This window comes from Eggerthella guodeyinii (genome assembly GCF_009834925.2).
In the GTDB taxonomy this organism is placed as follows: Bacteria; Actinomycetota; Coriobacteriia; order Coriobacteriales; family Eggerthellaceae; genus Eggerthella; species Eggerthella guodeyinii.
In genome coordinates this window covers 3,720,503-3,732,902 of sequence record NZ_CP063310.1, presented here as the reverse complement: position 1 = coordinate 3,732,902, position 12,400 = coordinate 3,720,503, and the positions used below count along the sequence as shown (strand labels likewise).

9 protein-coding genes are annotated in these 12,400 nt (G+C 67.0%); 7 read left to right on the top strand and 2 right to left on the bottom strand.

The features are described from left to right. Window positions 1-96: 96 nt before the first annotated feature. Entirely contained in the window at window positions 97-1,986 is a 1,890-nt protein-coding gene (locus tag GS424_RS15960; RefSeq protein WP_160941427.1) for an FAD-dependent oxidoreductase, read from the bottom strand. Between the two features lie 221 nt (window positions 1,987-2,207). On the opposite strand from GS424_RS15960, the gene GS424_RS15955 reads away from it, so the two are divergent. From GS424_RS15955 to GS424_RS15935, 5 genes are all read left to right on the top strand, one after another. After that, a complete protein-coding gene (locus tag GS424_RS15955; RefSeq protein WP_160941426.1) occupies window positions 2,208-3,635 on the top strand; it encodes a response regulator transcription factor in 1,428 nt (475 codons plus the stop codon). 118 nt (window positions 3,636-3,753) lie between these two features. Continuing rightward, a complete protein-coding gene (locus tag GS424_RS15950) occupies window positions 3,754-4,608 on the top strand; it encodes an energy-coupling factor transporter transmembrane component T family protein (RefSeq protein WP_160941425.1) in 855 nt (284 codons plus the stop codon). A gap of 132 nt (window positions 4,609-4,740) precedes the next feature. Continuing rightward, window positions 4,741-5,769, top strand: a complete 1,029-nt coding sequence (locus GS424_RS15945) for a type II TA system antitoxin MqsA family protein (RefSeq protein ID WP_244977588.1) — start codon at window positions 4,741-4,743, stop codon at window positions 5,767-5,769. Beyond that, window positions 5,763-6,614, top strand: a complete 852-nt coding sequence (locus GS424_RS15940; protein WP_160941424.1) for a MerR family transcriptional regulator — start codon at window positions 5,763-5,765, stop codon at window positions 6,612-6,614. Before GS424_RS15945 ends, GS424_RS15940 begins: the two co-directional genes overlap by 7 nt. 218 nt (window positions 6,615-6,832) lie before the next feature. After that, window positions 6,833-7,312, top strand: coding sequence for a TrmO family methyltransferase domain-containing protein (locus GS424_RS15935; protein WP_160941423.1), 480 nt, complete (start codon window positions 6,833-6,835; stop codon window positions 7,310-7,312). 83 nt (window positions 7,313-7,395) lie between these two features. Here the strand turns inward: GS424_RS15935 and GS424_RS15930 are convergent, their stop codons facing one another. Further along, window positions 7,396-9,132, bottom strand: coding sequence for an FAD-dependent oxidoreductase (locus tag GS424_RS15930; RefSeq protein WP_160941422.1), 1,737 nt, complete (start codon window positions 9,130-9,132; stop codon window positions 7,396-7,398). A 214-nt stretch (window positions 9,133-9,346) separates the two neighbouring features. Between GS424_RS15930 and GS424_RS15925 the strand changes: the two genes are divergently transcribed. Further along, complete coding sequence (locus GS424_RS15925; protein ID WP_160941421.1) at window positions 9,347-10,873, top strand: LuxR C-terminal-related transcriptional regulator; 1,527 nt, start codon at window positions 9,347-9,349, stop codon at window positions 10,871-10,873. Between the two features lie 157 nt (window positions 10,874-11,030). Then, window positions 11,031-12,323, top strand: coding sequence for a phosphopyruvate hydratase (eno, locus tag GS424_RS15920; RefSeq protein WP_154332820.1), 1,293 nt, complete (start codon window positions 11,031-11,033; stop codon window positions 12,321-12,323). The last annotated feature ends 77 nt before the right edge of the window (window positions 12,324-12,400 follow it).

Sequence of the window (12,400 nt, the reverse complement as noted above, 5' to 3'; positions counted from 1 at the left end):
GGTTCAAGGGGTCCTCGGCGCCGCCCAGGGAGGGGGAGGGGGCGGCGCCGAGGCCGTGCGATGCGGAGCGTGTGCGCACGCGTCCGCGCGGGTCGGTTAGTTCTGGGCGATGGCTTCCGCAGCCAGCTTCCCGGAGGTGAGCGCCCAGCCGTTGTTGGCGCCGGAGGGCGAGTTGGAGCCCATCACGCCGCCGACCACTTCGCCGGCCGCGTACAGCCCCGCGATCGGCTGATCGCTCGTGTTCATGACCTGCAGCGACTCGTTGATGACGAGGCCGCCCATGGTGGTGGCGTAGCGGGGCTTCTGCTCCACCAGGTAGTACGGGCCGTCACCGATCTTGTTCTGCAGGTACTCGCCGGAGCGGCCGAATTCGTCGGTGCCGGCATCGACGCCTGCGTTGTACGCGTCGATCGTCTGCTGCAGCGTCGCAGCGTCCATACCGACGGTTTTCGCCAGATCTTCGATGGAGTCGCCGTGGGCGAATACCGGCGTGGAGCTGCCGTTCTCCTCGAGCCATCCCTCGACGGCCTTCTCGCTGAAACCGGTGTCCTTGAGCTTGGTGCTCCACACGTCGTAGTTTTCCTGATCCATCAGCAGGTACAGCATGGAATCGGTCTGCTCGACCTCCGCTTCCAGGATGTCGTGGTTGCTGGCCTTCTCGTTGACCACGCGCTCGCCCTCGGGGTTCACGAGGATGGCGCTCATGGGCCATACGAGGATGTTCCCGTCGATGGTGGACTTGGCGCGACCGGCCGAAACTTCCACGCCGTTGGGGTAGCGCTTGGCGTACTCGAGCATGCGGGTGGCCGCGTTCACGTCGTCGGCGGTGGCCATGGTCAGGCCGTCGCCGGTGGAGGAAGCCAGGCCGTAGTAGAGCGAGGTGTCCTTCAGCTCGTCGGTCAGCCACTCGTCGCTGTTGCCGTAGCCGCCGGTGGCCAGCACCACGGAGTCGGCCTTGATGGTGTAGGTGGTGCCGTCTTTGGCCGTGGCCACCAGGCCGGTGACCGCGCCGTTGTCGGTGGTCAGCTTGTCGGCCGTCGTGCTCAGCAGCACCTCGGCGCCGGATTCGGCGACGGCCGTGCGCAGCGACTCGGTGGCGCCGGCGCCACCGCCCGCATAAGCAAGCTCGCGGTCGTGGGTGTACTCGGCCAGGTCGTGCAGGCCGCCTTCCATGTTGTACTCGACGCGGCAGAACTCGTGCACCCAGTCGGTGGTTTCGCCGACGTTGTTGGCGTACAGGCTGATGAGCTCGGGCACGCAGATGTCCTCGCCGTTCGCCTGGAAGTCTTCGATCATCGACTCCGCGGAGTCGTCGGTGACGCCCGCTTCCTGCTGCAGCTTGCTGCCCGTAACCACCTGGTTGCCGCCGCTCACGGAGATGGAGCCGCCCAGGCGGTACGTCTTCTCGACGAGGATGACGTGCTTGCCCAGCTCTTGCAGGCGGATGGTGGCCGCCATGCCGGCACCGCCGCCGCCCACGACCACCACGTCGGCTTCCTTCTCGACGGTGGCGGTGGACTGCTCGGAGGTCGGCACCTTCTTGAGCGCGCTCGCGTCGCCGCCGGCCTGCTCAACCGCGTCGGTGACGGCGGCGATCAGGCCCATGCTGGAAAGCGTGGCGCCCGACATGGTGTCGACGCCCAGGCTTTGGTACTTCACGATATCTTCGGGCAGCGTCTCGAGCGCGCCCGTTGCCACCGTGGGGGTCTCGGACTGGGAAACCACGTCGATGGACTCGATGGCGGTGTCGCTAAACGTCACCTCGACGGTGATGTCGCCGCCGTTGCCCGAGCCGACGCCCGTGTACGTGCCGGCGTTGTAGTGCGCCTCCTGGGTGGACGAGCTGCTTGTACCCTGGGGAGCGCAGCCGACCAGCCCCGAGAAAACCAGCATCAAGCTCAGCGCGCATGCGAAGAACCATGCGCCCCTTCCCCTCGATCGAACGACCCGTTGCGATGCGGCGGGTTCGGTCCGCTTCTCTCTCATCGTACCTCCTTCGTCAGTGTTCATTGCAGAGCCTCCTGCTCCTTGCCGCATACTACGAAGGACGGGGATGCGCCGGTAGACCCCCAACGGGTTCACTTTGCCGTCGCGGGGGATGCGCCGGCGCGCGGCCCGTAGACCCCAAACGGGTTCATTTCGGCGTTTCTCCACGTCGATGCGGTATAGTGTTCCCGAACATCACGGGGAAGGGGTGCGGTGCGGGCATGCAGTTTCTGAGAACCATACGACCGAGCCATCTGGGTCTTATGACCATCCACATCTGGATATACTGCACGACCCATCGTCCCAGCCCGACGGACGACGTGTCCATCATGTCGGTTATGTACCTGGCGCTGTCGGCGTTCCTGATCGCGGTGGTGCTGGGCTCGAAGCGGTGCGCGCTGTCCGATGCGGCGAAGCGACGGTTGGACGTGGTTGCCGGCGCATGCATGGCTGCGGCGGCGCTGCTGCTCGCGTTGCCGCTCGCCTCGGAGGCGGTGGGCACGGCGCTGGGAGCCGCGCTCGGCGGCATCGGGGTGGGCTGGGCGTACATGCGCTGGGGCGAGTTCTACTCAGAACTGGACATCCACTATGCGACGCCGCTGATCTTCCTGACCATGGCGCTGGGTTCCGTGGGCAAGACCATCGTCGACTTCCTTCCCGCCGCGCCCGCCACGGTGGTGCTCGCGTGCCTGCCGCTGATCACCTTCGCCGCGATGCGCCGCTCGCTTGCGACCGTCCCCGACGCGCCCCAGCCCGCGCGCTACTACAACGAGCGCACCGTCGGGTCGCTGTGGCGGCTGGTGGCCGGCATCGCCGTGTACAGCCTGACGGTGGGCATCATCCAGTCGCTGTTCCTGGAGGCCGAGCCTTCTCCCTACTTCGCGTCGGTGCTCGTGCATCACGGCGGCGAGGTGCTGCTGTCGCTCGCGCTGTTCGTGTGGGTCGTGGGATTGAAGCGGGGGCTGAGCTTCAGCCGCACGTGGCGGCTCGTGCTGCTGCTGGTGGCTACCGCGCTCATCTTCGCACCGTATCTGGAAGAGGTGTTCGGAAGCTACCTGTTCGCGCTCATCCGCATCGCGCAGACGTTCCTCATTCTGTTCCTGTTCCTGGCGCTGGCCGACATCGCCCGGCACAGCACGTACCGGCCCATCACCGTGTTCGCGGCCGGTTGGGTGGCGTACTCGCTGCCGTTCGCGCTGGGGAAGATGGCGGGCGACGCGCTGCAGACGTGGGGGCACGATGCCTCGATGATCATGTCGTTGATCGTGTGGGTGCTGGTCATCGCCACGTTGTTCTTCTTGGACGAGTCGTCGGCGGGCAATCACCTCGTGTTCACGGAGCTCAACGACGGCGGCGACGAGGACACGCCCGCCAAGCGCATGGGCGCCATGCAGCAGACGTTGGACGAGCCGGGTGCCGCCGACACGCTGGCGTTGCGGTGCGCGGCCATGACCGAGGCGTACGCGCTGACGCCGCGCGAGAGCGAGATCCTGGAGCTGCTGGCGCGCGGGCGCAGCAAGGCGTACATCGCCGACGCGTTCTTCATCTCCGAGAATACGGTGCGCGGCCACGTGAAGCGCCTGTACGCGAAGCTCGACGTGCACAGCAAGCAGGAGCTGGTCGACCAGGTGGAGGCCGTCGAGATCTGACGCGCGCGGCGGTTCGCTAGGGTCGCGCCGATCGCGCCGACTGCGCTGATCGCGCTGATCGTGCGGGATTGTCAACCCGGTTGGTGCGCGGCGAGGGGCGTTGTGGCATACTGCCAGCATGCGCATCAACGTCAGCTCTTACATCCCAGGAACCTCGCCGGTGCACGCGTGCGACGCGCGCGTGAAGATCGTGCTGCTCGCGGCGTATTCCGTCACGTTGTTCCTCGTGCGCTCGTGGGCGGGCATCGCGCTGTGCGCGCTGCTGTTCGCCGCGGTGGCGGCGGCGTCGCGCGTTCCGATCCGGCGGTTCTTCGGCCTGCTGGTGCCGGTGTACGTGATCGTGGCGTTCACCGTGCTGTTCAACGGGTTCTCGTTCGACGTGTCGCAAGCCGTGGTCGAGGCGCCGGCAGCGCTCGGCGACGTGTCGGCCGGCATCTTCACAACGTGGGCTCCCGTGCCGCTGATCGGGTCGTTCGGCCTGGTGCCGGCAGGGCTCGCGCGCGGTTGCTTCTTCGCGCTGCGCATCGTGCTGCTGGTGGTGGGCAGCCTCGTGGTCACCTACACCACCACGTCCACCGATTTGACGAACGCCCTGGGCGACTTCCTGCGCCCGCTCAAGCGCATCGGCGTTCCCAGCGACGACATCGCCATGGTGTTCTCGCTCGCGCTGCGGTTCATTCCCGTGACGGCCGAGGAGTTCGGCCGCGTGCACGATGCTCAATGGGCGCGCGGCGCGTCGTTTGCCGAGGGCAGCTTGTGGGAGCGGCTGCGCGCGTGGCAGACGGTGCTCATCCCCCTGTTCGTGGGGCTGTTCCGCCGCGCCGACTCGCTGGCCGTGGCCATGGACGCACGCTGCTACGGCGCGCCCGACGCGGAGCGTACCTCGTTCGCGCCGCGTGCGTTCTCGCTGTCGAGCGGCGCGGTGCTGGCCGCAGGGTTGGCGGCGTGCGCGGGGATGGCCGTGTGGCTGTAGGAGATCGATGCATCATTTGATGTCGTTTTGGCTGGCTCATAGTATACTGATCACATCAAATGATGTGATTTGGGGTGTTGCATGGGGGAGGCTGCCGAACGCTGGAAGATAGAAGAATAAGAAGGCGGGTTGATGATGGAGCCTGTGAAACGGCTGCTATGCGAGGACTGCCGGGAGGAAGTCGACGCGACGTACGAGACGCGACACCATGTCGAGGAAGTCCGCGGCGTGACGGTCGAGGCCGATATCGAGCATTTGATTTGTCCGAAATGCGGAAGCTCCATCGGATGGGCTCCCCTTGTCGACGAGGGGTTCGAAAAGCTCTATCGAGCATATCGAGAAAAAGCGGGCGTTATGCAACCCGAGGAGATCGTGGCGTTGCGGAAGAAGTACGGGTTCTCCCAGCGGGTGTTCGCGGCGATCCTCGACATCGGCGTGGCCAGCCTGCAGCGCTATGAGCGCGGTTGCCTCGCCTCCGATTCCCATGCCCAGCTGCTGGCCAACGCGCGCGACCCTCGATTCTTGCTGAAGTGCCTGGAGCAGGGCGCGCGCAAGCTCTCAGATGAGGAGCGGGCGAGCGCGCGCGACGTCGTGCGGAAGCGCGGCGTGTCCCGCATCGACTACGCGGTGATCCGGTTCGACGCGATGGACGGGATTGCGCGAGGGGAAGGGCTCGATACCGGCATGCGCCTGTTCGACCCCGATCGCGCTCGCGAGACGGTGGTATACCTCGCCGAGCATGCGCGCGACCTGTACCGGACGAAGCTGAACAAGGTCCTGTTCTACCTCGATTTCGCGGCGTATCGCGAAACCGGTGCGGGGTTCACTGGCTTGCGATACGCCAAAGCGCCGTTCGGTCCGGTGCCCGATCAGTTCGAGCTCTTGATGGCGGGGCTGATCGACGGCGAGGCGCTTTCGCTGCGTGAGCAGGGCAACGGCCAGGTGGTCGTTGCGGAACGCCCGGCGAACCCGGCCGTGTTTTCCGCATCGGACATGAGCCTGCTCGAGGCGGTGTGCTCGTTTGCCGACGGGTTCGCCTCCGCCTCGGCGCTGTCCGACTACTCGCATGGGGAGCGCGGGTGGCTCGAAACGGAGGTCGGCGATCTTATCTCGTACGAATTCGCCTCCGACTTGCGATGGGACGGGGGAAGCTCGTGCTGAGGATCGGGGAGTTCTCGCGGTATGCGCGGCTGTCCATCCGCATGCTGCGCCACTACGATGCCGAGGGCGTGCTCGTGCCGGCGGCGCAGGATCCCGCGTCGGGGTACCGGTTGTACGCCGTCGAGCAGCTGGCGCGGGCGAACCGCATCAAGGCGCTGCGCGACCTGGGGTTCCAGGTGCGCGACATCAAGCGTCTGCTGACGCTGGACGACGACGCGTTCGCCGACGAGCTGCGCTGCCACCAGCGTACGCTCGACGCCGAGGCGGCGCGTGTGGAAGAGCGGCGGACGGCGTTGCGGGGCCTGCTGGGCGCCGTGGAGGCCGGGGAGGCGCGGCAGGCGTTCGAGGTGCAGATGAAGAGCGTGCCGGCCTACGACGTGGTGACGCTGCGCATGGAGCTGCCCGACTACGACGACGAGCGTCTTGCCTGGGAGCGGCTGGGCGCGCTCATGCACGAGCACGGCATCGAGCCGTCGAAGCCGTACACGGAGTTCTGCACGTTTCCGGCCGACCGCTCGGAAGAAGCGGACGTGCGCGACGGCGTGATCGTGGAGGTGTCGGTGGCCACGGACGCGCGCCCGACGTGCGGCGAAGGGGCCGGCGACGAAGGCTGCGGCCTGCGCTTCCATCGCAGCGCGGCGCTGCCGCAGGCGGCGAGCATCATGGTGTACGGTCCCTACGACCGCATCGCCGGGGCGTACGCGTCCTTCGCCCGCTGGTTGGAGGAGCACCCTATGCTGCGCGCGGCGGGCGATACGCGCGAGATCGCGCACCGCGGTTGCTGGAACGCCGACGACCCGTCCGACTATCTCACCGAGTTGCTGATTCCGGTCGAAAGCGCTTGACCCTCACATCGTGTCAGGGGATAGGCTCCTGGTTGTGCTCCGTCGGCTTGCCAGCCGACGGAACCGCCGACGCTGCGACCGTACGTGGCACCCGGCCTTCACGCGATGTCAAGGACTCACGTACCGAAGTACGCTTCGCCCTTGCCATCCCGCGAATTCCGGGCACCACGTACGCTCTCGCTGACGTTGCAAACTACCTGCGATGAGAGGAGCTTTCCATGGAGGAGTACGTCATTCGCCCGATCGGGCATGTCGAGGCGCACGAGGATGGCAGCGCCACGTTGAGGATCGACGAGCCGTACCGCGCCGGGCTGCGCGGGTTGGACGGGTTCGGCCACCTCGAAGTGCTGTGGTGGAGCCACCTGGCGGACGCCGACGAGCTGCGCGGCCTGGTGGACGCGGGACGCCCGTACGTCGGGCTCGACTACGACCTGGGCATCTTCGCCACGCGCAGCCCGATGCGCCCCAACCCGGTGTCGCTGACCACCGTCGAAGTGGGCGCGATCGACGTCGAGGCGGGCACCGTGGAAACGCCGTACCTCGACGCCGAGGACGGCACGCCGCTGGTCGACCTCAAGCCCTACACGCCCAGCATCGATCGCATCGCGACCCCGCGCGTGCCCGCCTGGTGCGCGAACTGGCCGAACGACGTCGAAACATCCGGTGATTTCGACTGGGGCGCCGTGTTCCGGTTCTAGATTCCTTGTTCTAGCGCGGTGAAACGACGCGCAGCCCGGACGCGGAGGGAGAGCGTCCGGGCTGCGACGGGAAGGGGCGAATGCTATTCGGCGCCCGCCAGCTTGCGGCCGGTGACGTAGCCGAACGTCAGGCACGTGCCGCCCAGGTTGTGACCCGGGAAGTGCGTGGAGTAGCAGTTGCAGTACATGTCGCCCACGGTGGATCCGAGGCAGTACAGGCCCTCGATGACCTCGTTGTCCTCGTTCATCACCTGCATGTCGTCGTTGCAACGGATGCCGCCGGTGGTGGTGAGGAACCAGGGCGTGCACTTGATGCCGTAGAACGGGCCGTTCTTGACGGGCAGCAGCAGCTCTTTGCGCTTGCCGAACTCCTCGTCGACGCCCTTGTCGCAGTAGCCGTTGTAGGCCTCGATGGTCTTGAGTGCCTCGTCCTTCGGCAGGCCCAGCTCCTCCACGAGCTTCTCGATGGTGTCGGCCTTGATCATCTTCACCTCGATGTCGCCCGAGCCGTTCATGTTGATGGTGCCCGGCCCGTCGATGGTGGTCTGCCAGTAGGCGCGCACGTCCTCAGGCGTCTCGAACACCTTGGGGCCGTCCACGTAACGGTGGTTCTGCCACTGCGGCTCGTTCGCGTAATCGTCGTCCCAGATGGCGTACGCGTAGTGTCCTTTCTCGTGGGTGAGGGCCAGCGCGCCGTGCGAGATGACGTTGTCCTCGTTGGTGTAGCGGCGGCCGTCCGAGTTCACCATGAGGCCCTGGAATGCGCGCACCTGGCGGGTGATGGAGCGCCACTGGAAGCAGAAGATCATGGGCGTGGGCGTCTCGTTCTTGTCCACGGCCGCACCCGCCCAGTACGCCATCTTGTGGCCGGAACCGTCCCAGATGCCGCCGAAGTCGGTCTGGTGCGCGGCCCAGGGGATGAGCTTCTCCAGCATCTCCTTGTCCTGGCCGAAGTCGCCCGTGGCCATGACCACGCCCTTCTTGGCGTTGAACCGGGCGTAGCCGTCGCCGGTCTTCGCAACCACGCCCACCACCTTCTCGCCGTCTTTGACGAGCTGCTTCGCCTCGGTCTGGTAGCGGATGTCCACGCCTTCCTTCGCGCAGTACGCCGCCATGTTGTCGCACACGTCCTGCTGCGGGTTGTCGTCGGGGCCCTTGCCGTTCGGGCCGTCGAGGAACTCGTGCGTGCCGGGGAACTCGCCGTTGATGTTCTCGGGATCCTCGTACCAGTGCTCCATGACGGGGGTGAGGTCGCTGCCGCCCACGGAGCTGGCCGTGGTCATGCGATCGATGAGCCAGTCCATGGCCTCGCCCGAGCGGTTGAAGTGCGTCATCCACTTGCGGCCGTCCACGCGGTAGGAGTGGTAGCCCATCATGCGCTTGTAGCGCTGGGCGATCTCCTCCACCGAGCACTCGTAACCCTTCTCCTTCGTCAGCTTCGAGTTCATGGCGTAGATGGAGCCGCCGCGGCCCACCACGTGGTCCATGCGCTCGAGCAGGACCACGTTCAAGCCGTTCTCGGCGGCCGACAGCGCGCAGCACAGGCCCGAGAAGCCCGCGCCCACGATCACGACGTCGGCTTCGACCGTCTCTTTGATGTCGCCGTCGGCGATGGGCTCGGGCGCGGTTTCGAAGTCGTAGGTGCCCGTCGCGTCCTTCGCGCTGGCCTTGGAAGCGCCGGCCGTGCCTTCTTTCGGCTGGGCCGCGCATCCGACGAGCGCGCCCGCGCCCGTGACGGCGGCGGTTGCCGCCGCGCCTGTGACGAAGGCTCCCTTCAGGAAGCTGCGTCGATCCATGCTGGGGATGGCTTCTTGCGTCATGATGATCCCTTCCTCCTTGACGAACGGCGGCCTGCGAAACGAAACGCCGATGCCGCCTGCCCCGTGCCCTCCGCACCGAGCTCTGTCCGCACCGTATCACGGGGCGCTCGGGCGTTTCGTCGCCCGTCGCAGGGAAAACGCCGCATCGTCCGTTTTCACCCCGAGGGGTGAGGCGCGACGAGGTATCCTGAACGCAGGGAGAAAAGGGAGGGTTATGCCGAACGAACACGTGCGCAATCTGTTCAACGCGCCGAGCGAGCGGCGCGGCGTCGTCGCGGGCGTCTGCCAGTCGGCGGCGGGGCGCGGGCGCATCGCGCTGACGAGCGCCTGCTACACGGTATGGCTGATCGCATGCTGCCTGGGGCCTGCGGTGTCGGTGCCGCTCGGCGGCGGCGCGGCGGCGGCCGTGCCGGCATGGACGGGCCCGCTGCTGGCCATGGCCGTGGCCAGCACGGTGATCGCCGTCTGGTTCAAACGCACGCGTCGCGTGCCGGACGGCCCGTCGTGGCTGGTGGCGCTCGCGTCGATCATGACGCTGGCCGCGGCGCTCCATCTGGTGTGGGCGTTCGACCGCTCGCTGCCGAGCGCTGCGGATGCCGCCCTGTACGCGCTGATGAGCGTGCTGGCGGGCATCGGGGCGGCGCTGTTCCGCGTGGAGATCGACCGCGTGTTCGGATGGATCGGCACGCAGCAAACGCTGTACCAGGGCATGCTGGGCACGCTGGCGGCCCTCGTGCTGACGACGGCGGGGTTCGCCGGCGGCGACGACGCGACGGGGGCGCCGCTCGCGCTGTCCGGCATCGCGCTCGTGCTGCCGTTCGCGGCGATGCTGCTGCTGCGTCGCGTCGTGGGCAGCTTCCCGCGCATGCGCTACTTCCAGCACGGACGCGACGTGCCGCTGCCGTTCCCCGCCAAGTTCGTGGCGACGTCGGCGGTGCAGGGCGTTGCGGCGGGCGTGCTGTACATGAGCCTGTTCCTGTTCGGCGTGCCCGCTTCCGGGTCGTCGAACACGGCCGTCGGGCAGCTGATCGCGGTGGTGCTGCTGTTCGCGACGCTTGTGTTCTTGCGGTTGGACTTCAACCGGTTCATCTACAAGGTGGCGTTCTCGTTCGTGGCCGTCGGGTTTCTGCTGCTGGCAGCGCTGCCGAGCGCGCCGCAGGTGGGCTTCGTGGTGCTGGCTGCCGGGTTCTGCTACCTCGACCTCGTGCTGTGGAGCCTAGGCGCCTGCCTCATGAAGAACATGGGGCTGCCCGCCACGTGGGTTGCCAGCTGCCCGGGCGCGGCGCTGTTCTTCGGCGTGCTCGTGGGCGGGGCGGTGACGCACGCAGCCCTGGGCGGGCGTCCGCTCGAGGATGCGGCGATGCTCGCCAGCTTCGCCGCGTGCTTCCTGTTCGCCTGCGCGCTGTTCCTGTCGAGCGGCAGCAACTTGAAGTACGGCTGGGGCACCGTGCTGCCGGGCGAAGGGAGCCTCGAAGCGGGCGACCTTGCGGGCGTCGTGCGGTTCGTGGCCACGGAACGCGCGGTGACGCAGCGGGAGACCGAGGTCATGCTGCTGTTGGCGCAGGGTAAGTCGCGCCGCGCCATCTGCGAGGAGCTCACCGTGTCGCCCGACACGGTGAAGACCCACGTGCGCGCCATCTACCGCAAGTTGGACGTGCATTCCCAGCAAGAGCTCATCGACCGCATCGTGGCCGAGCGCGAGCACCTCGTCGACGACGCCGACGAGGTGGCGCTGGGGTAGGGACGTGGGACGGTTTCGCTCCGGCGACCGCTTGTCGACAATGGTGGGGAAACGGTCAAAGGAGCGGTGGCTGCGCTTCCGACGTGCTATGATTACCGCGAAGTGCATCTTTGCCGTGCCGATGCGGCAAAGCGGAAAAACCTACTAGGAGGCATGCATGAGCGTCATCATCGATGTGTTCGGTCGCGAGGTTCTCGACTCGCGCGGCAACCCGACCGTGGAAGTGGAAGTCGTGCTGGAAGACGGCGCGTTCGGCCGTGCCGCCGTGCCGTCGGGCGCTTCGACGGGTGCGTTCGAAGCCGTCGAGCTGCGCGACTGCGACAAGGGTCGCTACCTCGGCAAGGGCACGCTCGACGCGGTCGCCCACGTGAACGAGGAGATCGCCGAGGCGCTCATCGGCGTCGAGGCCGACGACCAGCGCTTCATCGACGACATCATGCTGCAGGTGGACGGCACCGACAACAAGGGCGCGCTGGGCGCGAACGCCATCCTGGGCGCGTCGCTGGCCTGCGCCAAGGCCGCTGCCGAGTCGGCCGAGCTGCCGCTGTACAAGTACGTCGGCGGCGTGAACGCGCACCTGCTGCCCACGCCTATGATGAACATCCTCAACGGCGGCGTGCATGCCGACAACAACGTGGACTTCCAGGAGTTCATGATCATGCCGGTGGGCGCCAGCTCGTTCGCCGAGGCGCTGCGCTGGTGCGCCGAGATCTACCACACGCTGAAGAAGGTGCTGCACGACGCGGGCCTCGGCGGCGGCGTGGGCGACGAGGGCGGCTTCGCCCCCAACTTCAAGACGAACGAGGAGCCGCTCGAGTACGTCACGAAGGCGTGCGAGGCTGCCGGCTACAAGCCCGGCGTGGACATCATGTTCGCCATGGACCCGGCTTCCACCGAGTTCTACAACGCCGAGACGGGCAAGTACGTGCTGGCGGGCGAGGGTCGCGAGCTGACGAGCGCCGAGATGGTGGACTACTGGGAAGCGCTCGTGGAGAAGTACCCGATCATCTCCCTGGAAGACGGCATGGCCGAGGAGGACTGGGACGGATGGAAGGCGCTCACCGATCGCATCGGCGACCGCGTGCAGCTCGTAGGCGACGACCTGTTCGTCACGAACTCCAAGCGTCTGGCCAAGGGCATCGAGATGGGCTGCGCGAACGCCATCCTCATCAAGGTGAACCAGATCGGCAGCCTCACCGAGACGCTCGAGGCCATCGAGATGGCAAAGCAGGCCGGCTATGCCTGCGTTATGAGCCATCGCTCCGGCGAGACCGAGGACACCACGATCGCCGACCTGGCCGTGGCCGTGAACACGGGCCAGATCAAGACGGGCGCGCCGTGCCGCTCCGACCGCGTGGCGAAGTACAACCAGCTGCTCCGCATCGAGGAAGAGCTGGATACCGCCGCCCAGTACGCCGGCATGAACGCGTTCTACAACATCAACCGCTAGCGGTTGCGAGGGCTTGACGGCCCTCGGGTTCGGCGAAACGGAAAGGGCTGCCTGTGGGCAGCCCTTTTTCATGCGGG

Excerpts from the sequence above, each read along its gene's own strand:
- GS424_RS15935 (WP_160941423.1), top strand. The coding sequence starts at position 6,833 with ATGGAGGAGTACGTCATTCGCCCGATCGGGCATGTCGAGGCGCACGAG.
- GS424_RS15930 (WP_160941422.1), bottom strand. The coding sequence starts at position 9,132 with ATGACGCAAGAAGCCATCCCCAGCATGGATCGACGCAGCTTCCTGAAG.
- GS424_RS15945 (WP_244977588.1), top strand. The coding sequence starts at position 4,741 with ATGATGGAGCCTGTGAAACGGCTGCTATGCGAGGACTGCCGGGAGGAA.
- GS424_RS15925 (WP_160941421.1), top strand. The coding sequence starts at position 9,347 with ATGCCGAACGAACACGTGCGCAATCTGTTCAACGCGCCGAGCGAGCGG.
- GS424_RS15950 (WP_160941425.1), top strand. The coding sequence starts at position 3,754 with ATGCGCATCAACGTCAGCTCTTACATCCCAGGAACCTCGCCGGTGCAC.
- GS424_RS15960 (WP_160941427.1), bottom strand. The coding sequence starts at position 1,986 with ATGAGAGAGAAGCGGACCGAACCCGCCGCATCGCAACGGGTCGTTCGA.
- GS424_RS15955 (WP_160941426.1), top strand. The coding sequence starts at position 2,208 with ATGCAGTTTCTGAGAACCATACGACCGAGCCATCTGGGTCTTATGACC.
- eno (WP_154332820.1), top strand. The coding sequence starts at position 11,031 with ATGAGCGTCATCATCGATGTGTTCGGTCGCGAGGTTCTCGACTCGCGC.